This window comes from Microbulbifer sp. CAU 1566 (assembly GCF_023156515.1).
Taxonomy (GTDB): Bacteria; Pseudomonadota; Gammaproteobacteria; order Pseudomonadales; family Cellvibrionaceae; genus Microbulbifer.
Genome location: NZ_JALNMG010000001.1, coordinates 752,444 through 778,276, shown reverse-complemented (window position 1 = coordinate 778,276; position 25,833 = coordinate 752,444). Strand labels below are relative to the sequence as shown.

Genomic DNA, 25,833 nt, shown 5'->3' with positions numbered 1-25,833 from the left:
CCGGTGCTTCACCGCCACTGCACCAGGACCCGAAGCATTAAAAGGGGCCCGCAGGGAACTACCAGAAAACGGAAAAAACCATGAGTAATATCAAAGTAATCGAAGGGGATTTCGTAGGCAGCACCGGTAAATACGCGCTGCTGGTGAGCCGCTGGAACAGCTTCGTTGTAGAAAGCCTGAAAGATGGTGCCCTCGATACTCTGCGTCGCAAAGGCATCAAAGAAGAAGACATCACCATCTACTACGCCCCCGGCGCCTTCGAATTCCCGCTGGCCGCGCAGAAAATTGCCGAAACCAAAAAATTCGACGCAGTGATCGCCCTCGGCGCAGTCATCCGTGGTGGCACCCCGCACTTCGAATACGTCGCCGGCGAATGCACCAAAGGACTCGCCCAGGTCTCCATGAACACCGGCATTCCTGTGACCTTCGGCGTCCTCACCGTAGACTCCATCGAACAAGCCATCGAGCGCTCCGGCACCAAAGCCGGCAACAAAGGCTGTGAAGCCGCCGAGACCGCCCTCGAAATGGTCTCCCTGATCAGCAAAATCTGATTGAGAAACGACTGAAATGACCGTAACCGCATCCGCCCGCCGCAAGGCACGCCACTACGCCATGCAGGCCCTGTACCAGTGGCAAATGGCAGGCTCCAACCTGAACGCCATCGAAGCCGAGTTTCATGCCGACAACGACATGACCAAAACCGACGTGGCCTACTTCCGCGAGCTGCTCCACGGCGTGGCAAAAAACCTCGATGAAATCGAAGGAACCTACAGCCAGTACCTCGACCGCGATGTTGAAGAACTCGATCCGGTATCCCGCGCCCTGCTGCGCATGTCCACCTTCGAGATGAAAAATCGCGTCGACGTACCCTACAAAGTCGTGATCAACGAAGCCGTCGCCCTGGCGAAAAAATTCGGCCCCACCGATGCCTTCAAATTTATCAATGGCATCCTCGACAAAGTGGCTCTGAGCGAGCGCAGTGTCGAAGTAAAGGCTGATAAAGGCTAAGCCCCTTATGCCCGGCCCCGGTGAATTTGAACTGATTCGGGAGTACTTTTCCTCCCGCTTTCAGGCCGGAACCCCGCCGGGCGGTACTGCTGATGGCGGTACTTCCCAAGACAATATCGGAAACGGTGTTGTACTCGGGATCGGCGACGACTGCGCACTGCTGGCGCCGCCGCCCGGCAAATTGCTCGCCACCAGTGTCGATACCCTGGTGGCCGATGTACATTTTCCGGCAAAGGCCGATCCCTACCGTATCGCCAGCCGCGCACTGCGTGTGAATCTCTCCGACCTCGCCGCCATGAACGCCCAGCCCCTGTGGTTTACCCTCGCGCTCACTCTGCCGCAAAGTAATCCGGAATGGCTGGAACCCTTTGCCCGCGGCCTTGCAGAAACCGCGCACCAGTACGGTATTACCCTGATAGGCGGCGATACCACCAAAGGCCCGCTGTCGATCACCATCCAGGTTACCGGTGCCTGCGACAGGCCACTGCGGCGCGATGGCGCAAGCGCCGGTGATATCATTTTTGTTACCAATCAACTGGGCGCCGCCGCAGCCGCGCTGCCCATTGTGCTCGGAGAGATCGCGGGAAGTCCGGAGCAACAGCAGCAGACAGCGGCGGCCTACTACTTCCCCGAACCGCAATTTGCGGTGGCCCGGGCCATTGGTCCCTATGCCAGTGCCGCACTGGATATTTCCGACGGTCTGCTCGGTGATCTCGGGCATATCTGCGAAGCGAGCAGCCTGGGTGCCGAACTGGAGCTGGATAATTTCCCGGTCGCGCAACTGGCACAGTCGATGAATGCGGACACAGCGCTGGAAGCCGCGCTCACCGGCGGCGACGATTACCAGCTCTGCTTTACCTTGCCCGAACAACACCTGAGCACGATCGAAAGCCTGAAGCTGCCGGTTACCGCTGTGGGTCGTATCGTTTCCAAGCCGGGTATCCGCTGCCGCTTGCACGACAAATCCTGGCAGCCAGGCAGCGCCAGCTACCAACATTTTTAACCGGTGGAGAACAACAAGAAAATGACACCGACACAGGCCCAGATTCCGACCCCGACATGGGGTGAGCTACTCCGCAGCCCGGTCATGTTCCTGGCTTTTGGGTTTGGCTCCGGCCTTGCCAAAAAAGCCCCGGGTACCTTTGGCACTCTCGCCGCCGTGCCCGTCTGGTACGGCCTGCAGTTTCTGTCGCCGGTGGCCTACCTGGCTGTGATCCTGGTGACGTTTATTCTCGGCTGTTACCTCTGCGGTGCGGCCTCAAAAACGCTCGGGGTGCACGACCACGGCGGCATCGTATGGGATGAATTCGTCGGCTACTGGCTCACCATGTTTATGGCGCCCGCGGGCTGGTTGTGGGCCCTGTACGGCTTTGTGTTGTTCCGCATCTTCGATATCGCAAAACCCCAGCCCATCGGCTGGGCAGACCGCCGGGTACACGGTGGCCTGGGGATCATGCTCGACGATATACTCGCGGGCATCTATGCCGCGCTGGTGTTGCAGGGCACGGCCTACCTGATGCACACCCTCTGAGGCAGGACGCCCATGAAAATGAACAGATTTCTGGTAGTGATCGCACTGTTGTTGCCGGCCATTGGCAGTGCGCAGGATGTACGCCTGAAAGCGATCTTCGGCACCAGTGCCATGTTTGAAATTGACGGCAAGCAGCGGCTGCTGAAATCCGGCAAAACCTCGCCGGAAGGGGTCACACTGGTCTCGGTGACCAGCGACCATGCCCTGGTGAAAATGGATGGTCGGGAGCAGCGGTTGACGCTGGCAGCCCCGGTGGCCTCCCAGTACGCAGAAGTCAGCAAGGCCGAAGTACGCCTTAGCCCAGACCGTCGCGGCCACTACAACACCTCGGCCTGGATCAACGGCCGCCAGGTGCCGGTGATGGTCGATACCGGGGCAACCAGTATTGCGTTTAACTACCCCACCGCAAAAAGTCTCGGCCTGGACCTCTCCCGTGCGCAACCCATGCGGGTGTCTACCGCCAGCGGAGTGGAGCAGGCTTATCGGTTACAGCTGAGCAGTGTCACCATTGGCGGTATCACGGTGCACAATGTGGATGCGACGGTACTCGGCAATAATTTTCCCCAGGTGACGCTACTGGGTAACAGTTTTTTGAGCCGCGTGGATATGCAGCAACAGGATGGTCTGTTGTTGCTCCGCGCGCGCGATTGATCACGCACATTGATGGAACGTGAGGTATCAGTTTGACCATTCGCTATGTGGAATCCTCCAAGCTGCCAACTTCCTGGGGCATGTTTGAGATGCACGGTTTTGAGGAAGTGGAGACCGGCAAGGAGCATGTTGTTCTGAGCATGGGTGACCTGGATACGGATACGCCGGTATTGGCCCGTATTCACTCCGAGTGTCTGACTGGAGACGCTTTGTTTTCCTTGCGCTGTGATTGCGGTGCGCAGTTGCAGTATGCGCTGCATCGCATTGCTACCGAGGGACGTGGTGCGGTGTTTTACCTGCGTCAGGAAGGACGCGGCATCGGTCTGCTGAACAAGATCCGAGCGTATAAGTTACAGGATTGTGGCGCAGATACGGTGGAAGCCAATGAACGTTTGGGCTTCGGTGCGGATATGCGGGACTACTCCATTCTCAAACCAATGATCGACCATCTGGGTATCAAGTCCATTCGCCTGATGACGAATAATCCACGCAAGGTAAAAGCGTTGGAGGATCTTGGTATTGAAGTGACCGAGCGTCTGCCACACCAGTCTGGACGTAATCCGCACAACACGAATTACCTTTCTACCAAAAAGGGGAAGCTTGGCCATTTGTTTGACGATGAAGAAGGCTCAGAGAAGTAACTAAAAAGACGTCCGTTAAAGCATCGGTAATATATAAGAATCCAAATTGAAGGCCTCGATACTGGCAACCGTTTTCGGGACCGTCTGCGGCCAGGACGGCCGCAGCCGAGCCCCCATGGATGGGTTTACGGCGTGTCACGGAAACGGTTGCCAGTAGCGGGGCCGCCACTCCCCAGACTACGAAGTCCTCCTAATACCCCGGAGCTTCACTTTCTTACGGTTTAAGTGGCGAGCCTGCCACCGGTGACTTTATGCGAGACACGCCGTAAACCCATCCATGGGGGCTCTTCTAAAACATCCCTGTTTTAGAAGGTCTCGCATAAAGTCCCCGATATCAGCCTCTTCTAATCTAGCTCTATATCTCCGTCAGAAGCTTGAGAAAAATCTTTCAATTAAATCTGTAAGAATCTTTAGAGCGTCTTTCCTTTCTCTAAAATTTTCCAATTTCTCTGCGTTTCTAATCTGAACAAATACTGCAGTTGTTCTACCTGGTAGTGTGAAAGCCCCTGAATTGCGATCGAATTTCGCACTGCGCAGATCCGGATCTGCCGAGTGGCGCTGCATCGGGTGCAGCTTCAGGTGAGTGCCTGCCAGTGCATCGTGATTGAACGTAATGGTTTCTTTGTCACCATTAAATAACACCACAATACGTTCATAGCGACGATCGATTTCACCCTCCAGATCCTCCAGTTGTATCGTGATCAATCCTGGCACCTGCTCCGGACCAGTGTTGAGGAAGCTCACGTGCTTCTGAACTTCCGCTGCAGTGGTCAAACGGAACAGCGGCGAGCTGTTACGAATGGCCAGTTGCTCGCGGAAGATGGCCGCGGTTTGCTCCCGATGGGACTTTTGCGGGGCAATATTGGGGTTCGCCAGCAGGGGCTGCATGATCCACCAGCTGTCTTCATTTTTGTCCGCGATGGGCAGACCCGCACCCCACTTGTCGGTTTCCAGTGAGAAATCCAGAGCATTGAACCAGTCGCCAGAGTTGTAACTGTCGCGGTCCATGGATTTTGAGCGCAGGAAGTCCTGGCCGGCGTGGATAAATGGTACCCCCTGAGCAAACAGCACCAGTGAATTACTGAAGGCCTGGATACGTGCGCGGTCTTCAATAGTTGCCGTGCTGTTGGCTTTGATCTGTACCCCGTCAAACAGGGTTTCATTGTCGTGGGCGGCGATGTAGTTGATGGACTCCTGTGGGTCTCCGGTATAGCCGGTGGGCTGGCCATTGTAGATCAGCTGTTCACCGCGGGTTTCATTGCCGTAAGAGTCAGTGAAGCGGTAGTCCTTGAGGTTGCCGGCGAGGGAAACGCGTACCTTGTCCGCAAGCGTCAGCAGGGTCTGGCGTTCGTCGCCCCAGAATTTACCGTTGCTGTCGGTAAACAGACCGTTGCCGAAACCCTGCTCCTCAAAGCCGCCAAACGGATTGCCGCCGCGCACACTGTCGCGCAGGCGGTCATTGAAGGTGCCGACACCGCTGCCTGCCATGTTGCCCTGGCGCGCCTGTACGAAGCGGGCATCGTTGGCCACTTCTCCAAAGTTCCAGCCTTCACCGTAGAGGTACACAGACTTGCCATCCACGCCGGCATTTTGCGGTGTTAACGCATCCAGCATGGCGCGGGTCTTGAGGATATTGTCGAGGCTGTGGTGGCCCATCAGGTCGAAGCGGAAACCGTCTACCTTGTAGTCTTTGGCCCAGACTTCCATGGAGTCCAGCATGAGTTTTTCCATCATGCGGTGTTCGCTGGCGGTGTTGGCGCAGCAGCTGCTCATTTCTACATTGCCGTCATTGTTGCGGCGGTGGTAATAGCCGGGAACGATTTTATCCAGCACCGAGTTCTGGTACTGGCCGAAGGAACTGGTGTGGTTATAAACCACATCCATCACAACACGCAGGCCGGTTCGGGAAAGGCTCTGTACCATTTCACGGAATTCACGAATACGGGCGGTGCCGTTGGCATCGGTGGCGAAGCTGCCTTCCGGGACGGTGAAGTGGAGTGGGTCGTAACCCCAGTTGAAACCGTCACTATCGCGGATGGCGTTGACGGCGGCCTGTTGCGCTTCGCTATCGGCGGCGTAGACAGAAAGGTCTTCCGGTGCTTGCTGCTGTGACTTTTCTTCATTGACGGTGGCGAAGTCAAACGCGGGCAGCAGGTGGATATGGCTCATGCCCGATTGCGCGAGCTTTTTCAGGTGGCGCATGCCATTGCTGTGACGGCGGGTGAAGGCCTTGAAAGTGCCGCGCTCGTTTTCCGGCACGCTGCTGTCTTCAATGGAGAAGTCCCGCACATGCAGTTCGTAAACTGAGATATCTTCGGGGTTTTCCAGTTTCGGTTTGTGCAGGCGATTCCAGCCGCGGGGCTGCAAATCGCGGTCGTCCAGGTTGATGATCTGGCTTTTGCCGCTGTTGAGCGACAGCCCCAGGGAATAGGGGTCGGTCACCAGATTGGTTTCCACCGCGTCAGAAAAATACGAGAAGACTTCGACCTCATACAGGTAATAAGCGCGATCCCACTCTTTACCGATGGCGGCCTGCCAGGCGCCGTCTTGCTGGGTCATTTCCAGCACCATATCGGCTACTTCGGACTGCGGGTCGTTGAACAGGTGCAGTTTTACCGAACGCGCGGTGGGGGCCCAGAGGCGGAAGTTGATCGCATTGTGCGTAACGTCAGCACCCAGTTTACCGTCGTAATAAAATGCCTGGTCCAGCAGGCCCGCGAGCTGAATACCGGTGGCATCTTTCAACTTGCCATTGCTGTCGTAGAGTGCGAGGGCCAGCTGTCCACTGATCAGTTGACTCGGATCAATTTCCTGAGTGAGCGAAAAGACGTTCTGGCTGGCGAGGTGGGGGAATTTTTCCTGGCTATCTTGCGGCAGTGTGGCGTGGGACTGCAGTGGATAGCTGGCATCGGCGGCAATGCCATCCGGGGTGATTTTCAGATTGCCGTCAGCGCTGTACAGCAACTGTACCCGGTCGCCATCGGCGGGGCTGATGTTCCAGGCGAAGTGACTGCCGTCTACCCAGTGAGCCTTTTCCTGGGTCAGGTCGCCGCGGGGAATACCGTTGGTGCTGATGGTGACCTGTTTGCTGTTGGCATCGAAAGCAAAATAAATTTCGTCGCCATCCTCTGCCACGGTGAAGGGCACATTGCCGCCGTTGTTTCCGTAACTTTCATTCCAGCCTTCATTCAGGGCCACTTTGAATTCGTAGCTGCCAGCGGGAATTTCTGTGGTGAGGAAGCTGTAGATACCGTCACCATCGCTGTCCTGTAGCCAGCTGCGCAGACAGTCCGGTTGCCAGTCTCCGGAGCAGCCCAGTGCGCCCTGAAAATTGCCCGCGGCGGTGGCGATGGTGCTGTTGGCGTTGCTGGTAATCCAGTGGGTTTCGTGATCGTAGTAGAACTTCACCGCGCGGCTTTCGCCCAGTTGCAATCCGATATTGGCGCCGTTGCGATAGCCGTTTGCGCCGTAGTTTTCGTCCCAACTGTTATTCAGTGCCGCTTTGTATTCCCAGTTGCCGGCGGGAACCGAGAAGGTGGCCTGCCATTTGTCGTCGCTTGCATCGTACGCCAGTTGCGTTGCCGGGCATTCGGGTTGCCAGTCACCGGGGCAGCCGAGGGCGGCCTGCAGGTTACCGGGGATGCCTACGCTGGTGGGTGCCGGAGTGTCGGAAGCCTGCGCCTGGTTGGCGGTGAGGATGGCGTGGGATAGCAGACTTGCGGCCAGCAGCAGGCCGGCGGGCTTGGATAGCGTCGCGTGCATGGGGTTCTCTCTAATTTCTATTTTTATTTGGAGCGTCGTTATTCGGTGCTGTGTTATTCAGCTCGATCTTCGGGGTATCGCTTACCCCACACCATTGGACGAGAGATCTCCGCGTGCGACCTCCTCCCCGGGGGAGGGTGAATGAAACAGGCGCCAGGCGTAGTGGAACAGGGGTATCTGCTCGGGTATTGTGCTGTAACAAACCCTTCACAAAAGCTTCACTTGAAAGCAATCAATTAACGCCATTCTGTACCTGAGCAAGACGCTGGTCTCGCGAGTTGCCAGGGAAGGGCAATAGAGTGACCGATGGAGTGGCGAGGTCAGAGAGTGCGTCTATACTCAAATTATCTGAACGCTGAAGGTCGAGAAAGGTGATGTACCGTCAGTGATCCGATATAGAGGCCGGCTTTATGCCGGCTTTTCTTTTTTGTGCGGGCCTGCAGCGCCTGTACCGCGGCGCGCCCTGTAGACAGTCTGCGGGTTCAAGCTATTGCGGTTGGCTGGCTTGGCTGTTAAATTGCGTGAAATTCCACCAGCGGAGGATTGTTGATGAGTGTATCCAACCCCCGCCGGGCCAGCCGCGACTGACGATTCCCCTGGTCAGTCACCTGCCCGGCAATGTTCTTTTGTCGGGTTTCCCACCCAACTGGAAACCCTATCCCATACTGCCCAGACTGTGTCTGAGGCTTGATAGACGTACGCCTGCCTGATGGAAAACACCGGGGCAGGGTACATTTGAGGGTTTAGAACCTTGAGTAAATCTCTGATTTCACGCCGCCCGGCATTTCGGCGCGGAGCTTCTACAGCTGTGCAACAAAAATCCGCCAGTGCACCATCACCCCTGCGGCAGCTGGGTTGGAAACCTTTTTTCCAACAGCAGCTGAGCCTGGATGAATTGAATGACTGTGTGCCGGTGCGGGTTATGGCGGTACACCGAAGCCAGATCGAGGTCTCCGGTGAAGAGGGCGAGGAGCCGGTACTGGTCAACGGCTCCCTGTTTGAAGACGCCGCGGAAAAACCGACGGTAGGTGACTGGCTACTACTGGATCGCGAGACGCGCAAACCACAGCGGCGCCTCGAACGTAGCAGCCTGTTCCGGCGCATGGCGCCGGGCGCCAAACAGGCACAGCTGATTGCGGCGAATATCGACAACGTCCTGATTGTTTCCTCGTGCAACAACGACTTCAACCTTTCGCGTATCGAACGCTATCTGGCGCTGGTGCGCGAAGCCGGTTGTCGGGCCTGTCTGGTATTGACCAAAGCGGACCTCAGTGACAATCACGAGCAGTACACCGACGCCCTGAAAAAGCACCGTGACCTGCCGTTAATTTTGGTTAATGCGCTGGACCCGACAACCCTGGAGCCGCTGCGCGATTACTGTCGCAATGGCGAGACCGTCGCCTTGCTGGGCTCGTCCGGTGTTGGTAAATCCACATTGCTCAACAGCCTGGCCGGCCAGGTACTGGCAGCCACTTCCGGTATCCGTGAAGACGACAGCAAGGGTCGCCACACCACCCGCCACCGCGCGCTTTATGCCATACCCGAAGGTGGGCTGTTACTCGACAGCCCGGGTATGCGCGAACTGGGCCTGGCGGATGTGAGTGAAGGCCTGGCGGCGACCTTTGCCGATATCGGCAAACTGGCGGCAAAGTGCCGCTTCGCCGATTGTGCCCATGAATCCGAACCTGGCTGCGCGGTACAGGCGGCCATCGATTCTGGTGCTTTGGATGAACGGCGCCTGCGAAACTGGCAGAAGCTGGAGCGGGAAGTGGCGCGTAACAGCAAGACACTCGCGGAAACGCGTGCGGATGATAGGGCGTTCAGTCAGTTCGTTCGCAAAGTGGTGCAGGAACAGGCGCGTTTGCGGAAGAGTGGAGAGGAGTAAGTAAGGGTGCACAGCCCCAGGCTTTTAGCGAAGACAAAGCGGCGGGGCTTTTTTAGATACGTCAGCGACAGGGACGCCGCTGACGTATGTTACCGGGATCAGTTCAAAGCAGTCTGGCCAGCGCCGCCGGCAGCGGGGACGGCCTGGCTGATCTGTCCGCCCTGGGATTCAATCCAGTTATTCATCCGGCTTTCCAGCACATTCAAAGGCAGTGCTCCTGCTCCCAACAGTGCATCGTGGAACTGGCGAATATTGAAGTTGGTGCCCAGCGCTTTTTCGGCGCGCGCGCGAATTTCCTTGATCTTCAACTGGCCGACTCTATACGCCAGTGCCTGTCCCGGCCACACCAGGTAGCGATCAATTTCCACCACCACATCGTGCTCCGGCTTGGCACTGTTCTCCATGAAATACGCAATCGCCTCATCGCGGCTCCAGCCGAGCTGATGCATGCCCGTATCCACTACCAGACGCACCGCTCGCCACATATCGTACGTCAGCGCACCAAACTCGTTGTAGGGGTCTTTGTACAGACCCAGGTCGTAACCCAGGCTCTCGGAATACAGCCCCCAGCCCTCGACAAAGCCGGTGTACATTTTTTCGCGGCGCAGCGGGTGAATATCCTGCTGTTCCTGGGCCAGCGCAATCTGTAAATGGTGGCCCGGCATCGCCTCGTGTACCGTCAGCGCCTCCATTTCCCAGGTCGGACGGCTCTTCAGATCGTAGGTATTCGCAAAGAAAACACCCGCGCGCCCTGCCTCTTTGGAACCTGGCTGATAGTAAGCGGTGGTCTGGGATTTTTCCGAGTAGCCCGGGATCGGTTTCACCCCGTAAGGCAAGCGCGGCAGGGTGCCGAACAGCGCCGGCAGTTCACCGTCGATACGCTTGGCAATATCCCGGTAATTCTTCAGCAGGTCTTCTTTGGTCTCGTAGTAAAACTGCGGATCGTTGCGCAGAAAATCCGTAAACGCTTTGAAGTCGCCTTCAAACCCGGTCTTCTTGATGATGGCATCCATCTCTCCGCGAATACGCCGTACCTCGCCGAGGCCGATACGGTGTATTTCCTCGGGGCTCAGATCGGTAGTGGTCTCTTCCTGAACCTTGTAGGCGTACCAGCGGATGCCATCGTCATTTTTGGTAAAGGCCGTTTCGGTGGTGGCATTGGGGATATATTCCCGCTCGACGAACTCCGCAAAGGCCTGCCAGTTAGGCACCAGCGACTTCTGGTAAATGCTCTGCGCCTGATTGCGCAGCTTGGCCTGTTGTGCCGCCGGCAGCGATGATGGCATTTCGTTAAAGGCTTTCAGCAGCGGGCTCTGCTTCGGATCTGCCGGCACCAGCGCACGGATCTGCCCGGGCAGGTCGCGCAGGGTAATCTGTGGCGGAGTCAGGTTTTGTCGCAGGCCTTTTTCCATCAGAATTTTGGTTTGTTCGATCAGGCCGGGCAGTTTGTCCAGTCGCGCCAGAATATCTTCGTAGTCTTTTGCGGTGCGCTTGGGCATAGCGTTGAGCACGGCGGGTACACTGCGCTGGATGCCACTCATGTGATTGACCGGCAGCAGGTGCTCTGGGAACTGGTAGCCTTTCACCTGCATCAGCAGGTCCTGGTACAGCAGTTGGTAGTCGAGCTGTTCGTCCTCGGCCAGTTTGCTTTTATCCAGGTGGCGACTGGCGGCAAGTAATCTGCGGGTCTGTCCTTTGCGGCGTTCGATACCGGCGTTGGATTGGTCGGTCCAGTTGCGTTCTACTCCGGGGTAACCTTTGTAGGTGGCAGATTCCGGATAGCTTTCCATAATCCAGCGGTAGCGCAGGTCTTGCAGTGCCTGCAGTTTTTCACTGGCGCCCTTTTTGGGCATGGCATCCATGGCTTTTTCAAACGCTTTCTGGTCCATGGCCTGAACATTCAGGCTTATTGCCATGATGGCGGTAGTTAAGCTGAGATGTTTAGAGTTCAGGATTTTTTTTACTGAATTGGAAAAGGACATCGTACTTCCTGTCTCTGATTTATAGTTTGTTGAAACGTGGTTGCAACGAAGCTGAAAGGCTTAATCTAAGACGGGACTCTGGGTAAAGTTTTTCGGAAGCGTCGGCGACAGGGACGTCGCCGACGCAGCGTACATGGATGTATTCACAGCGGTTCCGAAAAGCTTTACCCAGAGGCCCGGCGCCACTGTGCCTGCTTTCGTAGTCCTATTGCGGAGCTCTGGTCAGAGTACAGTGGCGGCCGGGCACCAGGGGCGGGTTTTCAGGACCGCTGTGAACCCATCCCTGGGCGCTTCGGCGCAAACATCCTGTTTGCGACGATCCTGAAAACCCGCCCCTGGCCCCCGCCCTTAAGTTCCTGTTTCTTGCTTCGTAAGCGTTAGATTGCGGCAGCTTGGCCGTTTGATTGGGCCTGGTGCATCTGCGACTGACGTTCTCGGATTTGTTCTTCGATGCCTTTGGCATCGAGTCCGATTTCTGCCAATAGTTTTGGATGCTTGCCGTGTTCGATGATTTTGTCCGGCAGGCCCAGTTGCAACAGTGGAACGGGAATGACTCTGCGGTTCAAATATTCGGAAACCGCGCTGCCAGCGCCACCGGCAATCGTGTTTTCTTCCAGGGTAACCAACAGGCTGTGGCTGTCGGCGATCTGGTCGAGTAAACCTTCATCCAAAGGCTTAACCCAGCGCATATCCACCAGCGTTGCACCCAGTTTTTCCGCGACCTCACGTGCCGGCGCAAGCAGTGTACCGAAGTTCAGGATGGCGACCTCTTTACCTTCCTGAATCACACGGCCCTTGCCGATCGGTAGTTCATTCAATTCCTGTTCGATTTCCACACCCGGGCCGGTACCGCGAGGGTAGCGTACCGCCGCGGGGCCAGGGTGCTGGTAGGCGGTGTACAGCAGCTGGCGGCATTCGTTTTCATCACTGGGCGCGGCGATCACCAGATTTGGCAGGCAGCGCATAAACGTCAGGTCGAAACTGCCCGCGTGGGTGGGGCCGTCTTCGCCGACGAGACCGGCGCGGTCGATGGCGAAGGTAACGTCCAGATCCTGGATCGCCACATCGTGCACCATCTGGTCGTAGCCGCGCTGCAGGAAAGTAGAGTAAATCGCCACTACCGGTTTCTGGCCTTCACAAGCAAGGCCGGCAGCCAGGGTCACTGCGTGTTGCTCGGCGATGGCGACATCGTGGTAGCGCTCGGGGAAGCGCTCGGCAAAGTCCACCATGCCAGAACCCTCGCACATGGCGGGGGTGATGCCGATGAGTTTGTCATCCTGCTCCGCGGTGTCACACAGCCACTGGCCGAAAATATCCTGGTATTTGGGCCCTTTCTTTTTCACCTCTGCCGCGGCGACCTGCACCTTGGGTTCCGGTTCGAGCTTGTTCAGCGCGTGGTAACCCACCGGGTCTTCTTCCGCCGGGCCAAAACCTTTGCCCTTGGTGGTGACGATATGCAGCAGCTGCGGGCCGCGCTGATTGCGCAGGTTGCGCAGGGTATGCACCAGGTCCTGCATATTGTGGCCATCCAGCGGACCCACATAGTTAAAGCCCAGTTCTTCGAACAGGGTGCCCGGGGTGATCATGCCTTTCACATGCTCCTCGGTGCGCCGCGCCAGCTGCCAGGCCTTGGGGATGGCAGACAGGATCTTGCGGCTGCCCTCGCGCATGTTCAGGTAGGTCTTGCTGGCGAGGATGCGGGCGAAATAGGTTGCCAGACCGCCGACATTCTTGGAGATGGACATGCGGTTGTCATTCAACACCACCAGCATGTCTTTGCCGGTGTGTGCGGCGTGGTTCAATGCCTCGAACGCCATACCCGCGGTCATGGCACCGTCGCCGATCACCGCGACTACCTTGCGCTCGTCCGGTGAGCCCAGCGCCATGCCCAGGGCGGCACTGATGGAGGTGCTGGAATGTCCCACGCCAAAGGTGTCGTAGGGGCTTTCGCTGCGCTTGGGGAAGCCGGACAGGCCGCCCTGCTGGCGCATGCTGAGCATCTGCTCGCGGCGGCCGGTGAGAATTTTGTGCGGATAGGTCTGGTGGCCAACATCCCAGACCAGACGGTCTTCCGGGGTGTTGTAGATGTAGTGCAGGGCGATAGTGAGTTCCACTACGCCCAGACCGGCGCCGAAGTGTCCGCCAGTCTGGCCGACACAGTAGAGCAGGTATTCGCGGAGTTCTTTTGCCAGTTCTGGCAGTTGTTTTTCCGACAGGGCGCGCAGTTGGGCCGGTTGGTCGATCTGGTCGAGCAGCGGAGTATGCGGGCGCTGGCGGGGTATCTGGTCGAACATCAAGGGTCCTGAATTCGGGCGTTTTGGGCCTGTCTCCGGCGGGGAGAGGAGTGCGCGCAAGTGGCACTGGGCCCAAAGTATCAATTGCAACTGATAATGGTAGGGGATTGTATGCCCAAGGGCGCCAGATTGCATCCTGTGGGGGCAGGGAGGAGAAACCGGGATCAATGATCCCGGTGAACGATATAGTCCGCCAGCTGCCGCAGTATCTGGGTGTTGCCACCCAGTTGTGCCAGGGCGTCGCTGGCTTCCCGGTGAAGTTCGTCGGCTTTGGCGCGGGCGCCGTCAAGGCCGAGTAGGGATACGTAAGTCGGTTTGTTGCGGGCGGCATCAGCGCCCTGGGTTTTGCCCAGGATCTCGGTGTCGGCGGTGACATCGAGGATGTCGTCCTGTACCTGGAAGGCCAGGCCGATGGCCTCGGCATAGCGGGTGACGGCGGCCAGCTGTTGAGGATCCGCGCCGCCGATCAAGGCGCCGATTCTGGCACTGGCAGAGATAAGGGCACCGGTTTTCAGGCGGTGCATTTGCTTCAGCTGTTCCAGCGACAGCGCCTGGTCCACCGCCGCCAGGTCGATCGCCTGGCCGGCCACCATGCCGCGGGCGCCGGAGGCCTGGGCGAGTTCGCGGATGACCCGAACCTTCAGCTCGGCATCGAGAGGGGCGTCGGCCAGAAATTCAAAGGCCTGGGTCTGCAGGGCGTCGCCGGCGAGGATGGCGGTGGCCTCATCAAACTGGATATGGCAGGTGGCGCGGCCGCGGCGCAGGGCGTCATCGTCCATGGCCGGCAGGTCATCGTGCACCAGAGAGTAAGCGTGTACACACTCCAGCGCGGCTGCAGCCTGGTGGCTATTGTTGGAGGCGGTGTCGCCGCCGAGAGCCTTGGCCGCGGCGTACACCAGTGCCGGGCGCAGGCGCTTGCCGGGGCCCAGGGCGGAATAATTCATGGCGGCGAACAGGGCGTCTGCCGGTGACTGGTCGGCGAGGGCGGCCTTGAGGGTCTGCTCAACCTGCTGGCTAGCGGTCTGCAGGAATATCTTCAATTTTGCGGGCATGGCCACGGCAGTGGTGGAAGCGCTCACTTACTCCGCATCTCCGGCGAAGTCGTCGGCCGCGTCGAATGGCAGTTCCTGGACCTTGCCGTTTTCTTCCATCAGTACCTTAACCTTCTGCTCGGCGCTGGCCAGCTTCTGCTGGCACTCGCGGGTGAGCTTCACTCCGCGCTCGAAATCCGACAGTGCCTCGTCCAGTGGCAGATCGCCGCTTTCCAGACGCTCAACCAGCTGTTCCAGTTCTTCCAGTGCGCTCTCGAAGGTAGAGGCTTTCTTTTTGGCTGCCATGGGGTCACTTCTCTCTAGGGCCTTGTTCACTGCCGGGCAACCTTAGCCGCTGGCGGTATGGCGGTCAATTGGCGCGCCGCTGGATATCCACAGCCGCGCAAGCCGGGATTTTCAGGAAACCCCGGGGGTTGTGGATAAGGTTACGGCAGGTAGTTCAGCAAATCGCCGCTGGCCCCGTCGGCTTTGACTTCCCGCTCCATCAGAAAGTGCGCCAGGGCTCGCTTCTGACTGTTACTGAACCCGTAGTTGGGCATTGGCGGTGTCGGGGTGTCAAAGTAATCGGCCAGTTGTTTCAGGGTATATTTGCGGCTCAGGTCCTTGAGCGGCAGTTGCTGGTGGCACTGGGCGCAGTCCCGGCGCTCGTAAATCAATGCACCCTGGCGGGCGGCGTTGCCGTCGATGGCCAGGGGCTTTTTCGGCGCGCTGATGGGGGGGCGATTGGGGATAGGCGCATCGCTGTCGCTTAAGGTTCCAGAACCGGGCTGTACCCGGTAAATAGCACCGGCGTAATCATCGGAAATATAAATATTGCCGCGCACGTCCTCCGCGACATCCACCGGGCGACCGTATACCGTGCTTTTATCCTTGCCGAGAAAGCCCCACATAAAATCCTCGGCGTAAATGCCGCCATTCTCTCCCCAGTGCAGCGACACTACTTTATAGCCATCTTTCACATCGCGGTTCCAGGAACCGTGCAGGGCAACCAGCGCAGATTCCCGATACTGATCCGGTTGCTCAGGGCTGCGCAGAAAGCGGATGCCCAGGGGGGCATTGTGGGCGCTGAATTCGTACACCGGGGAAATCGAATCGGCGATTTTCTGGCGCACCGCGGCATCGGCATTCACCCCGTAATCCGGATCCGGCACTTTCTGACCATTGGCGTAAGGCCATCCATAAAAATGGTCTTTCTCGACGCGGTTCAGTTCACAGGGCGGAAAGTCGTTGCCGAGCCAGTCGCGCCCGTTATCGGTGGCGTATAGATCGCCGTCTTTCGGCGACCAGTCCAAACCGACACTGTTGCGCAAACCGGTGGCGTAAATCTGGAAATTGCTGCCGTCCGGACGGAAACGCATAATGGTTGCGCGCTGGGGGTCTTCCTCTACACATACGTTGCAGGTAGAACCACTGGAAAGATACATCCAGCCATCCGGCCCTATGCCCAGGGTTTTGGTCCAGTGGTTGCCGGTATCCCCGAGGTTGCTGACGATTTTCTGATAGCTGCCGGCTATGCGTCCGTCGGAGTGATCAAAGGGAATGCGTCCGACGCCATTGCTCTCGGCGATGTACAGCCAGTCTTCAAACAGCGCCAGACCGTGGGGGCGTTGCAGTCCATCGATGAGAATCCGCTGCCCGTCAGTTTTGCCGTCCCCGTTGCGGTCACTTAACAGCAGGCTGACCTGCCCGAGTTTGGGCTGGGACACCAGCAGATCGCCGTTGCGTGTTATCGCCATAAAGCGTGCGTTGGGGACAGCGTCACTGAAAAGATCCAGCCGATAGCCCGGCGCTACCTGCAATTGACGTTGCACCACCTTGTCATCGGTATTGGCGCCGATTAATTGTCCCCAGGGGACATTGATGCCCGGAATCAGACCCGCGACAATCGCTGCTACTAACAGAATCAAGACGATGGCGGCAAATACCGCAACCCGGCCAAAAGTTAGCGCGTTTTTCGACGTAGTTCTCACAATTGCCTTGATCCCGTAACAGAAGTAACTATAGTTAGCCGCTAAATGTCGCACAGTAGTACCAGTTGCGATACGCGCCACCTCCCTCCTGACGTCCCGTCCAGGTGAAATGTGACGACGGTCACATGCTTGTAAGACATCTCTTACAACAACTTCAGCACTTTCCCACTACCCTAATTTTCCCCAGCGACCATAATGTATTTGCAAGGACGGAGAACGGATTGCAACGGCGGCAAGGACAGGTCCCCAAGGAATGGAGACCGCGCTGCCAAGCCTGAAAGGATTTGGGCACCATCCTGTGAGACGCACCGCTTGGGCTGGATTGCCTGAGCGGTGTTTTACGTTTGGGGGTTTGTAAAAGTGCCGTCTCAAATGGCACGGTACCTTCATGGCCTTTGCGCCTCCTTCATCTCTGCTTGTATATACCGCCTGATTTTCACACCCATCTTACTGGATATGCTGTTGCCCATATAAACAGCCTTTCTGTCCTTCACGCCATTCAGGGTTTTCCTGCGCATAGTAATGTTTTAGAGATTGCGTTCAATAGCGCTTCAATCAATGAGATATTACCGTTCCTACAAAGTAGGCGTATAGATGGCAGGTTGTTAGAGAAGAGAGTGGGTGGTTGGGTAAACATATAATTTTTCATCGCAGAATTCGTCGGAAATTACATTTCTGTCTGGTCATAGGGCTCTTTCTGACGGCTTGTGCGAGAGAGCAAGGCGGGGCCTCCGAATTTTCGCTCGATACAAATAGTTTTTCGGTTGATGCGGAAGGAAGAGTTTCGATTGGCGGTGTTCGGATCCTGCTTGGCGTAGACCGGATGGACGAAATGGAGGCGTTACTCGGTAAGGCTCCACTAACATCTGGAGTAATGAAGTCTTGGCCAAATACGGGGTTATCGGCAGTTGAAAAGCACGGCTGCTTGCAATCTATTATGGTTGCGTTGCGTCCAACATCTAAGTTGGCCCTGGAGCCTGTAGCAAAAATGGTAGTGATTGAGCCCTTTAAAGGGGATATTGCTGTTGTCGATTTGACGATCGCAGCCGATAGATCCATCAGGGAGTTAAACGCCGCTTCGGAGATTAAGTTTTCCCAGTTTGGCCCTCATACTGTTCGTTACAGCATTCCGGGTAGTGATGGGATCAGTGTTTACTTATATTACGGTGAGCATGAGAACAGCGCGTCGAACTTACAGTTCAGTGTGTCGAAAGATAAGTACGACTGCCGCGCCATTCCCCCTTTCCCAGCCAGCCTTTGATGAGGATTTAACTGGGTTTTGTAGAAGGTATCTGGGCTCAGAAGCCCAGACCCTGTTTTAAGCTTGTGTTTTTAGAGAAGTGCAGCAGACCGGCCATCAAATTATCGAGCTGATCATCTTTTACGTTAATAAAAAACCCGAGATCACCTGCACCCTCAACCATGACTAGCTTGCCCGGGGAAAGGCCTTCGCAGAATGTCGAAGAGAAGGAGCCGTCTGTATCTTTGACTCGAATGGATTTAATTTCATCCAGGTTCATGGCGAATTGGCCCTTTCGCCATTCTTTTTTGGTGGTAATGCTGACCGTGTTTGTGTTGCTTAAAACGCGAACCCCAGTAATTTCAGCATTGGCGACAAATTTTGCAGCGAATGTGAGGGTTCCGTCCTCTTGTACGGATAATTTATCGTGATCTTGGAACCCGGATGTCATTTTTAATCCGCCGATACAAAAGCCTCCACCGTATTCAGATTTTGTCAGCAAAGTAGATAAAAGCTGTTGTGCCGCCTGATCGTTTAGCTCAGCCATTCTATTTTTTGTTTGTTCCGTGACCGTATAGCTCGATGCACAGCCAATCAGAAGCGCTGAAAGTGCTGAGATCATTAGGCTGGTAAGTGAGAATTTAGACAAAATCAGAGTCCCTTTTTAGTTGAAAAGTTTTTTTTCATTATGATTATTTTGCTCCATACCGTAGTTTGGGCGGTTAGAGAGTAAGTAACTTTAGATTAAAAGTAAAAAGGCTAGAAAATACGAAGTGGTGTCTATAAAAATTTACCAACAAATCGTTTAAATCACATTGGGGAGATAAAGGCAGCCTTGTTGCTGTCGGCATGATTTCTGTGGGTAATAAATAGCGATTCGGCGCCGACCTATTTCTAGCTGGTTGAAAATCAGGCGGCGCTTGAAGCAGGAATTACATTCAGCTGCGGATTTCTGCATCAGTGAGTTCAAGAGCAAATCGTTGAGGCTGTTACCGGAGAAATGGCCAGTTTTCTACTGAGGCGCGTATTTCCTCATCTTTAGGGGCCGCGGCAGCACGTAACCCTGGGCCGTGGCTAGCTACTTCCCGGGGTTGAAGAAAGGTATCTTTTTTAGCCTCAGTCTGGAAAACGTCACAATTCTCCGCTTTAATCAGAGCAAGCCGGTCCAAATACTGTGACCGTGGAGGATGAAGCATTCAGTAATTCAATGCTGTACCCGTTTGTAATGCAACCACCTTTTCATCATTGGTGGTCGAGTCTTCATCGCCCCCGAATTTCGCCGCTTTCCTCCTGCGCTCCCCATTCCCCTGATTTTCTCCGCCGAATTTTCTCCGAAGTTTTCCACACGATTTCCAATGTCCTGAGCCCCACCGGATTGTCCTTGGGGCTTTGTTGTTTTTACGGTTCGCAGATACGGGAGGTGAACGCGTGCAAGCACAAATCCTGAGGTTGAATCTCGCGGGGCAGCCACTGGAATGGCTGAGCTGGGAAGAAGCCGCCTGCCTGTATGTGCGGGAGCTGGTTACCTGGACTCTGGGAGGTGTGGTGCAAACGGTACACGGCGGTATCAACCGCCAGGGCGAGCGCTCGACACTGGAGCTGGCTGCCATCATTGCCTGTGGCGGAGAGCGTATGGGGCGTCCCCGCAATCGCCCGCCGCTGAATAATCGCGCCCTGTTTGCCCGCGACCAACACACCTGCCTTTACTGTGGCAGCTGGTTTCCGGTGCGGGAATTGACCCGGGACCATGTGCACCCGGTTTCCAAAGGCGGGCGGGATATCTGGGAGAACGTGGTCACCGCCTGCCGCCGCTGCAACCAACACAAGGGCAATCGGCTGCTGGAAACCATCGAAATGGACCTTCTGGCACTGCCATTTGTACCCAATGCGGCAGAGTACCTGGCGCTGACCAACAGCGCGCGGATTCGTGGGGATCAGATGGAATTTCTGCGCGGCCAGTTTTCACGGCCGCGGCAGGAAGGGTGGCTGTCTGAGGCTTTATCGCAAGCCAGTTAAGGTCAGTGCGTGGGTGGCGCAGACGCAAGATTCGATTAACTGACGGCGCCGCGAATTAACGCACTTAAATAGGTACAGAAATCGTGTCCCTGATTCTGCAACATCTTCGGGAACATGGAGATGGAGGTCATGCCCGGGAAGGTGTTCACCTCATTGAGATAGATCTCGCCGTCATCGGTGAGGAAGAAATCGATCCGCGACAGGTCTTTCAGCTGCAGGCCGATAAATGCCCGTTTTGAGGCCGCGTGAATCCAGCCCAGCTGCGCATCCGACAGCCCCTCTGCTACCACGTGGGTCTGGGCGCGACTGTTGTCGGCGTACTTCTCTTCATAACTGTAAAAGGTATCCGTGGGTGCACAGACCTCACCCGGAGGCGTAATCACCAGCTCACCCTCGTAGGTGTAGGCGGCAACTTCCAGCTCGCGTACCGTCAGGCACTTTTCCACCAGCACATAGGGCGACAGAGTAAAGGCTTCCTTCAGCGCTTTCTCCAGCTCTTCGGCACTGCTGACCTTATAGCAGCCCACGGACGAGCCCTGGTTGGAGGCCTTCACAAACACCGCGCCCCAGTTCGTCAGTGCATCCTGCGCCTTGGCAATTTCTTCCGCGTTGTTCGCACACAGGAACTGGTAGGGGGTATTGTCGATGCCCAGTGCCGTCAGCCACAGTTTGGTGGTGATCTTGTTGAAACAGGTTTTGCTCGCCTCGGCACCGCAACCGTAATAGGGCAGGCCGAGAATCTCCAGCTGCGACTGCAGGTCGCCGGTCTCACCGGGGTAGCCGTGGATCGAGGGGATCACGTAATCCACCGGCTGTGCGCTGCCTGAGGCGCTGTACAGCAGCTTGTCCGAGCGCAGTTCACGCACCAGGCCGTCGCTATCCAGTAACTGGCCATCGGCGTTCATGGTGACCCGGGTGAGGACGATATCCTCGGCTTTGGCCAGCTCGCGCTGGATAAAATCGGCAGTGCGCAGGGAGACATCATGCTCACTGCCGCCACCGCCGCAGATCAGCAGGACCTGAATTTTGTTGGGGGCCTTATCGGTCATCGGGCTCTCATCAATTTGTTACGGTTGTCTTTTTACTGTTGCCGTTTTTACTACGGTTTGGCGGCCGGTGCCGTCAGTACCTGTGCGCACTGGGTCGGCATTTCGGGCTTCTTCGGCGGTTTTTCCGGTTTCGGTTTTGGTTTTGTCGGCGCCGTACCGTTTAGGATGGCGTAAAACTCATCGCTAAACCACCAGTCGAGCCCGCCTTCGCAGGGTTTGCCCCGTGGTGGCGCCTGCGGTTTGCAGTTTTTGTCTTCCGGCGGACAGTTCAGGCGCACATGGAAATGATAGTTGTGTCCCCACCAGGGGCGCACTTTGCGCAGCCATTCGTTGTCGCTACCGGCGATGTCGCACATCTTCCGCTTTACCGTGGGGTGCACAAAAATACGCGCTACCCGTGGGTCTTCGGAGGCAATCCGCAAGATGTTGGGGATCCGCGGGTCCCAGTTTTTCTCCAACAGTATATGCTTGCGCTCGTCCGCCATGGGGATGGCCGAGATATTATCCCGCTCCCAGGATGACAGCGGCCGCTCCGCCGCGCGCTCATCCTGGGAAAACCAGATATCCGCATCCAGGCCCATCTGGTGGCTTCTGTGGCCACTGCTGAATGGCCCGCCGCGCGCCATGGACATATCCCCGATCTGCAATCTGCCGAGCTGGTTTTCTTCCACGGCGTTGGAAAAGTCCTTTAAAAACTCCACCAGGTAGGGATTGCCGTAGTGCCGGTCGCGCCCGGTGCGCACCAGTTGAAACCCTTCTCCCCGCAGTGGCATTTCCTCTGCGCCGCTCAGGCAGCCATTACTGTAGCCGCCGATACTGGCAGGGAGCTGGTTGGAGGGCTTTTTCACTGCCTCCCAGGGGTTTTTGGCAAAAGCTGGATGGGATACAGCCACAATCAGTGTGGTTGCAAGTAATTGAGAGAGGAGCTGGGCGATAGGCGACATGGTTTACTGCAGTTGCGTCGGTTTCTGGATTAGTGCCCGGGGAATTATAGAGGTTCCCGAAGGAACCTCTCTGGACTGGCTCTCGAAATCGATGCGGACCGCGCTTACAGAATGGCTCGACAGGCTTCTATCAGTGCATCCATCTCCTCATCGGTACCAATGCTGATACGCAAGTACTCACTAATCCGTGGCTTGTTGAAGTAGCGCACAATGATGTTCCGCTCGCGCAAGGCCTGGAAAAGTGCCTCGGCTGAAATCTTCGGCGGTTTGGCGAAAATGAAATTGGCGGTCGAGGGCACGATGTCGAAGCCCATTTCGGTCAGCGCAGCACAGGTGCGGTCGCGGGTAGCGATCACCTTGGCGCAGTTGTCCGCCAGCCACGCGCGATCCGCAATCGCCGCCGTCGCCACCTTCTGGGCAATACCGTCAATCGGGTAGGAGTTGAACGAGTTCTTCGCCCGGTTCAGCCCCTCAATCAAATGGGTCTGACCCAGCGCATAACCCAGGCGCAGTCCCGCCAGCGCATGGGATTTGGACAGGGTGTGGATAACCAGCAGGTTGGGATAGCGGTCAATCAGCGCAATAGCACTCTCACCACCAAAATCGATATAGGCCTCATCGATCACCACCACCCGCTGCGGATGCATCTGCAGCAACTGCTCGATATCGGCCAGTGGCAGGTAGCGACCCGTAGGCGCGTTGGGGTTGGGCAGGATTACGCCGCCGGTGTTATCGATGGCGTAGTCTTCCACCGCAATGGCGAAGTCGTCCCGCAGCGGCAGAGTGTGCGCCTTGATACCGTAAAACTGGCAGTACACCGGGTAAAAGCTGTAAGTGATATCCGGGAACAGCAGAGGCTCGGGGCGCTGGAAGAAGCTGTAAAACGCGTGCGCCAGCACCTCATCGGAGCCGTTGCCCACAAAGACCTGCTCCGGCGCCAGATCAAACTGCTCGGCGATGGTCTTACACAGCTGGGTGGATTCCGGGTCCGGGTACAGCCGCAGATGGCTGGCGAGGCCCGGCTCCTGAAGCACTGCCTGTGCCTTGGGAGAGGGCGGGTAGGGGCTCTCGTTGGTATTGAGTTTGATCAGCCGCTCGGTGGTCTTCGGCTGCTCGCCGGGGACATAGGGCTGAAGTTTCGCTACCGCGGGGCTCCAGAACGGGTTGCCTGGGTTCTGGTCTCCAGTTTGATCACGCATGCAGTCACTCCTTGTGCCGGGCAGATTGGCTCAGCGGGCGGAGATTTTAGACCCTGAGGGCGCAGACTTCGACGGTTAACTGTGGCTAATTGCACTTAACGACGCTTAACGGAGCGGGCCGCTCTCCTTTATTCGTCGCCTTACACGTCGTCCCCTTCCGGCATCTGCTTATCGGACGCCTTTTTCTTCGCTTTTTTGTCCGCTTTGTCTTTTTTCCCTTCTTCATCCAGCGAAATATCAAACAGCGCCGGTGCATCCGCGAGGAACTCTTCCTGGGGTACCGGCTTGCGCCACAGCATCGACTTGAACTTCAGCTCCTTGGAAACCTGGGGTGACTCGCTGAACTCACCGATGTTGCCGATTTCCACCGCAGCGGCAAATCCGAGGAAACACCAGGGCAGCAGTATCGAAGCCGCCAGTCGCCAGTGTGGTGCCAGGTTCAGCGCCAGGTAAATAGCGCACCACAGCATGAACGGGATCAGGGCGGCGAGTACCAGAAGGTTCAGCAGCGGCATCACCTGGCTCAGGGAGAAATTGAAATTCAGCAGGGTGCCGAACCACTGCCAGGCGGCGTAGCCCAGTGCCGCAACGGCGGCAATGGACAGGTGGGCGAGGAAGTGGGCCTCGTGCTTCACCACCTTGCCGATAAACGCCCAGGCTGCGGCGTACACCAGTAGTCCGGTGATGGTGTTGGTAAGCACCTCCACCACGGTGGTCCATTCGAACTTGCCGGTAGTGCCGAGGTAGGTCATCCACAGGCTGAATCCCGCCACCAGCAGGCACAGCAGCGTCGCCATCAGTGGCGTTGCCACGCGGTCGAACACGGTTTCCGCGGAGTGCAGCGGAACCGCCGGGGCCACGCTCATGTCCGTATCGATAAAGCGCAGGCGGCTTTTGCCGATCTGTATTTCGTCGCCGCTCTCGATCAGGTGTTCGCGGATTGCCGTCGGTTTTACCGACTTGTCGCGGAAGTTGCCCAGTAGGCGAATCCCGTTGAGGCTGTTCAGGTCGCGCAGCAGGTAGCAGCCGTCCTCGTCTTTGACGACTTCGGCGTGCACCGGGTCGACGTGGGGGTCCTGCACCATTACCGCATTGTCGTAGCAGCGGCCCAGGGTGGCGCGGTCTTCTTCCATGCGGTAACGGGTGTCTACCCGGTGGGCACGACTGATTTCTTCGATAATCAGTGCCATTGGATTTCGCTCACAAACTTCTGGGTAAAGGCGCTGGCGGATTCCTGGGTAAACCCGGACAGGGTGAAGTGGCTCACCAGGGCGCGGTTACTCTGGTCCACGGTCAGGCTGACGTAAAACACATCGTAGAGTTCCGGGTAATCCTTGTAGCGGCGCACACAGTAGGAGGTGCGCGCGATCACCGGGTCGCGATTGCCATTGGCTTTGGGGGGCGTCTGCTCCGGTGCGGCTTCACTCTCGGCGGATTCGGCGTCCTGCTCCTTGCCGTGCCCGTTTCTGGGGTGGATGGTGAACTGCTGTTTGCAGTTGAAATTGGTGACGTCATCTTCGCCAGCGCTGTTGCCGGGGTAAAACCCGCTCATCTCATCTTCGTAGGCGCTGTAAAAGCGCGCGGAGGAGAGGCTGTCGTCGGATTCCAGCCAGAAGAACTCGTATTCCACCCGCCCGGTATCAAATTCCTCGGAAAGGTAAACCACGTCCTGGCCGGTACAACCCTTGGCGATTTGCGTGACTGGCTCTTCATCGTCGTCGCTGGTGTTACCCCAGCACTGTACCGAGGGCACAATTTCACCGACCACCAGCGCATCCCCCAGCGGGCGCAGCTTCCAGTCGGCGGCGAGAATTTTGTCGATGATGCGCTGCTGGTTTCTGTGCAGTTGGCGGTTGATGACCGGTTGCAGCTCCACCGCGCCGTTACCTTCGCCGGCATCCTGTTTGAAGTCCTGCCATAGCGCCACCAGCTTGTTCACCGGTACCAGGAAGCTGATCTGGTTACCCGCGGTGGCCACATTGATACCCACCACCTGGCCATTGCGATTGATTACCGGTCCGCCACTCATGCCGGGGTTGATGGAGCCGGAGAAGTGAATACGGTCGTAAAAGCTGCCGCCGGCAATGCCGTTATAGGTGCCGGGCACGATGGTCATACCCAGGTCCAGCGGATTGCCCATGGAGACGATGGTCTCGCCCTTGCTGGGGGATTGTGCGGCCAGCTGCAGGTGATCGGCACCGGGTTTGCCCTTCTGGCGCAGAATGGCGAGGTCGTTGATCACGTCCACATCCAGCAACTCCAGGTCGCCTTCTGCGCCGTCGACGGACAGGTATTTCAGCTGGTATTTGTCCGGGTCGTGTACCGCTTCCGATACCACGTGGTAGTTGGTGGCAATCAGCCCATCGGCGGAGATCTGGAACCCGGAGCCCAGCCCTGTTTTGGAGTTGGAAGACTGCTCGATCAGGCGGATCTGGTACAGGCTGCCGCGATAATCGCTGTACAGCTGCTCGTAACTTTGCGCAAGTGCAATATTTGGCGCCAGTGCAGTGCTGGCGGCACACAATAGTAGCGAAGCCAGCAAGTGCGAAAACAGACGCTTAACAAGGTTGGGCATATCGCGGTGCTTATCCATAGCGTGCCAGATGAAA

21 protein-coding genes are annotated in these 25,833 nt (G+C 57.0%); 9 read left to right on the top strand and 12 right to left on the bottom strand.

Translation table 11 applies throughout. From position 1 onward, the window contains the following. Positions 1-80: 80 nt before the first annotated feature. The 6 genes from ribE to ribA are packed head-to-tail and all read left to right on the top strand — an operon-like array spanning position 81 to position 3,831. On the top strand, positions 81-551 hold the full coding sequence (gene ribE, locus M0G74_RS03235) for a 6,7-dimethyl-8-ribityllumazine synthase (protein ID WP_043319264.1): 471 nt from the start codon (positions 81-83) through the stop codon (positions 549-551). 16 nt (positions 552-567) lie between these two features. Then, positions 568-1,008, top strand: coding sequence for a transcription antitermination factor NusB (gene nusB, locus M0G74_RS03230; RefSeq protein WP_160152480.1), 441 nt, complete (start codon positions 568-570; stop codon positions 1,006-1,008). Between the two features lie 7 nt (positions 1,009-1,015). Beyond that, positions 1,016-2,011: a thiamine-phosphate kinase gene (thiL, locus tag M0G74_RS03225; RefSeq protein ID WP_248214440.1), complete on the top strand. Its 996-nt coding sequence runs from the start codon at positions 1,016-1,018 to the stop codon at positions 2,009-2,011. A gap of 21 nt (positions 2,012-2,032) precedes the next feature. Continuing rightward, a complete protein-coding gene (locus M0G74_RS03220) occupies positions 2,033-2,539 on the top strand; it encodes a phosphatidylglycerophosphatase A (protein ID WP_248214437.1) in 507 nt (168 codons plus the stop codon). Positions 2,540-2,557: 18 nt separating this feature from the next. After that, positions 2,558-3,190 (top strand): TIGR02281 family clan AA aspartic protease, encoded by a 633-nt coding sequence (locus M0G74_RS03215; RefSeq protein WP_201276973.1) that lies wholly within the window; start codon positions 2,558-2,560, stop codon positions 3,188-3,190. Between the two features lie 32 nt (positions 3,191-3,222). Further along, entirely contained in the window at positions 3,223-3,831 is a 609-nt protein-coding gene (gene ribA, locus M0G74_RS03210; RefSeq protein ID WP_160152484.1) for a GTP cyclohydrolase II, read from the top strand. 366 nt (positions 3,832-4,197) lie between these two features. Here the strand turns inward: ribA and pulA are convergent, their stop codons facing one another. Then, the gene (gene pulA / locus M0G74_RS03205; protein WP_248214433.1) at positions 4,198-7,593 is read right to left on the bottom strand and encodes a pullulanase-type alpha-1,6-glucosidase; all 3,396 of its coding nucleotides are present in this window, start codon (positions 7,591-7,593) and stop codon (positions 4,198-4,200) included. Positions 7,594-8,401: 808 nt separating this feature from the next. Between pulA and rsgA the strand changes: the two genes are divergently transcribed. Then, entirely contained in the window at positions 8,402-9,478 is a 1,077-nt protein-coding gene (gene rsgA, locus M0G74_RS03200) for a ribosome small subunit-dependent GTPase A (RefSeq protein WP_248214421.1), read from the top strand. A 98-nt stretch (positions 9,479-9,576) separates the two neighbouring features. Here rsgA and M0G74_RS03195 read toward each other — a convergent pair whose 3' ends face one another. The 5 genes from M0G74_RS03195 to M0G74_RS03175 all read right to left on the bottom strand — a co-directional run bounded on the left by M0G74_RS03195 (position 9,577) and on the right by M0G74_RS03175 (position 16,776). Continuing rightward, positions 9,577-11,460, bottom strand: a complete 1,884-nt coding sequence (locus M0G74_RS03195) for a DUF885 domain-containing protein (RefSeq protein WP_248214419.1) — start codon at positions 11,458-11,460, stop codon at positions 9,577-9,579. A 377-nt stretch (positions 11,461-11,837) separates the two neighbouring features. After that, complete coding sequence (dxs, locus tag M0G74_RS03190) at positions 11,838-13,754, bottom strand: 1-deoxy-D-xylulose-5-phosphate synthase (protein ID WP_248214414.1); 1,917 nt, start codon at positions 13,752-13,754, stop codon at positions 11,838-11,840. Between the two features lie 164 nt (positions 13,755-13,918). Then, positions 13,919-14,806: a farnesyl diphosphate synthase gene (locus tag M0G74_RS03185; protein ID WP_248215302.1), complete on the bottom strand. Its 888-nt coding sequence runs from the start codon at positions 14,804-14,806 to the stop codon at positions 13,919-13,921. 27 nt (positions 14,807-14,833) lie between these two features. Further along, entirely contained in the window at positions 14,834-15,091 is a 258-nt protein-coding gene (gene xseB / locus M0G74_RS03180) for an exodeoxyribonuclease VII small subunit (RefSeq protein ID WP_160152487.1), read from the bottom strand. A gap of 140 nt (positions 15,092-15,231) precedes the next feature. Beyond that, a complete protein-coding gene (locus M0G74_RS03175; RefSeq protein ID WP_248214401.1) occupies positions 15,232-16,776 on the bottom strand; it encodes a PQQ-dependent sugar dehydrogenase in 1,545 nt (514 codons plus the stop codon). A gap of 625 nt (positions 16,777-17,401) precedes the next feature. Between M0G74_RS03175 and M0G74_RS03170 the strand changes: the two genes are divergently transcribed. Then, positions 17,402-18,037: a hypothetical protein gene (locus M0G74_RS03170; RefSeq protein WP_248214399.1), complete on the top strand. Its 636-nt coding sequence runs from the start codon at positions 17,402-17,404 to the stop codon at positions 18,035-18,037. Between the two features lie 37 nt (positions 18,038-18,074). Here M0G74_RS03170 and M0G74_RS03165 read toward each other — a convergent pair whose 3' ends face one another. Continuing rightward, complete coding sequence (locus tag M0G74_RS03165; RefSeq protein ID WP_248214396.1) at positions 18,075-18,665, bottom strand: hypothetical protein; 591 nt, start codon at positions 18,663-18,665, stop codon at positions 18,075-18,077. Positions 18,666-19,444: 779 nt separating this feature from the next. Here M0G74_RS03165 and M0G74_RS03160 point away from each other — a divergent pair. Then, positions 19,445-20,032: an HNH endonuclease gene (locus M0G74_RS03160; RefSeq protein WP_248214392.1), complete on the top strand. Its 588-nt coding sequence runs from the start codon at positions 19,445-19,447 to the stop codon at positions 20,030-20,032. A 35-nt stretch (positions 20,033-20,067) separates the two neighbouring features. Here M0G74_RS03160 and M0G74_RS03155 read toward each other — a convergent pair whose 3' ends face one another. The 5 genes from M0G74_RS03155 to M0G74_RS03135 form a co-directional block, all read right to left on the bottom strand. Continuing rightward, entirely contained in the window at positions 20,068-21,081 is a 1,014-nt protein-coding gene (locus tag M0G74_RS03155; protein ID WP_248214389.1) for a D-alanine--D-alanine ligase, read from the bottom strand. Positions 21,082-21,131: 50 nt separating this feature from the next. Continuing rightward, entirely contained in the window at positions 21,132-22,025 is an 894-nt protein-coding gene (gene mepA, locus M0G74_RS03150; protein ID WP_248214377.1) for a penicillin-insensitive murein endopeptidase, read from the bottom strand. 104 nt (positions 22,026-22,129) lie between these two features. Next, a complete protein-coding gene (hisC, locus tag M0G74_RS03145; protein ID WP_248214375.1) occupies positions 22,130-23,224 on the bottom strand; it encodes a histidinol-phosphate transaminase in 1,095 nt (364 codons plus the stop codon). A 140-nt stretch (positions 23,225-23,364) separates the two neighbouring features. After that, positions 23,365-24,414: an FHA domain-containing protein gene (locus M0G74_RS03140; RefSeq protein WP_248214372.1), complete on the bottom strand. Its 1,050-nt coding sequence runs from the start codon at positions 24,412-24,414 to the stop codon at positions 23,365-23,367. Further along, entirely contained in the window at positions 24,405-25,799 is a 1,395-nt protein-coding gene (locus M0G74_RS03135; protein WP_248214370.1) for a serine protease, read from the bottom strand. Before M0G74_RS03135 ends, M0G74_RS03140 begins: the two co-directional genes overlap by 10 nt. Positions 25,800-25,833: the final 34 nt, after the last annotated feature.

Bases quoted from the DNA above. Each gene is read 5' to 3' on its own strand.
- ribE (WP_043319264.1), top strand. From the start codon at position 81: ATGAGTAATATCAAAGTAATCGAAGGGGATTTCGTAGGCAGCACCGGT.
- nusB (WP_160152480.1), top strand. From the start codon at position 568: ATGACCGTAACCGCATCCGCCCGCCGCAAGGCACGCCACTACGCCATG.
- thiL (WP_248214440.1), top strand. From the start codon at position 1,016: ATGCCCGGCCCCGGTGAATTTGAACTGATTCGGGAGTACTTTTCCTCC.
- M0G74_RS03220 (WP_248214437.1), top strand. From the start codon at position 2,033: ATGACACCGACACAGGCCCAGATTCCGACCCCGACATGGGGTGAGCTA.
- M0G74_RS03215 (WP_201276973.1), top strand. From the start codon at position 2,558: ATGAACAGATTTCTGGTAGTGATCGCACTGTTGTTGCCGGCCATTGGC.
- pulA (WP_248214433.1), bottom strand. From the start codon at position 7,593: ATGCACGCGACGCTATCCAAGCCCGCCGGCCTGCTGCTGGCCGCAAGT.
- M0G74_RS03195 (WP_248214419.1), bottom strand. From the start codon at position 11,460: ATGTCCTTTTCCAATTCAGTAAAAAAAATCCTGAACTCTAAACATCTC.
- dxs (WP_248214414.1), bottom strand. From the start codon at position 13,754: ATGTTCGACCAGATACCCCGCCAGCGCCCGCATACTCCGCTGCTCGAC.
- M0G74_RS03185 (WP_248215302.1), bottom strand. From the start codon at position 14,806: ATGCCCGCAAAATTGAAGATATTCCTGCAGACCGCTAGCCAGCAGGTT.
- xseB (WP_160152487.1), bottom strand. From the start codon at position 15,091: ATGGCAGCCAAAAAGAAAGCCTCTACCTTCGAGAGCGCACTGGAAGAA.
- M0G74_RS03155 (WP_248214389.1), bottom strand. From the start codon at position 21,081: ATGACCGATAAGGCCCCCAACAAAATTCAGGTCCTGCTGATCTGCGGC.
- mepA (WP_248214377.1), bottom strand. From the start codon at position 22,025: ATGTCGCCTATCGCCCAGCTCCTCTCTCAATTACTTGCAACCACACTG.
- hisC (WP_248214375.1), bottom strand. From the start codon at position 23,224: ATGCGTGATCAAACTGGAGACCAGAACCCAGGCAACCCGTTCTGGAGC.
- M0G74_RS03140 (WP_248214372.1), bottom strand. From the start codon at position 24,414: ATGGCACTGATTATCGAAGAAATCAGTCGTGCCCACCGGGTAGACACC.
- M0G74_RS03135 (WP_248214370.1), bottom strand. From the start codon at position 25,799: ATGCCCAACCTTGTTAAGCGTCTGTTTTCGCACTTGCTGGCTTCGCTA.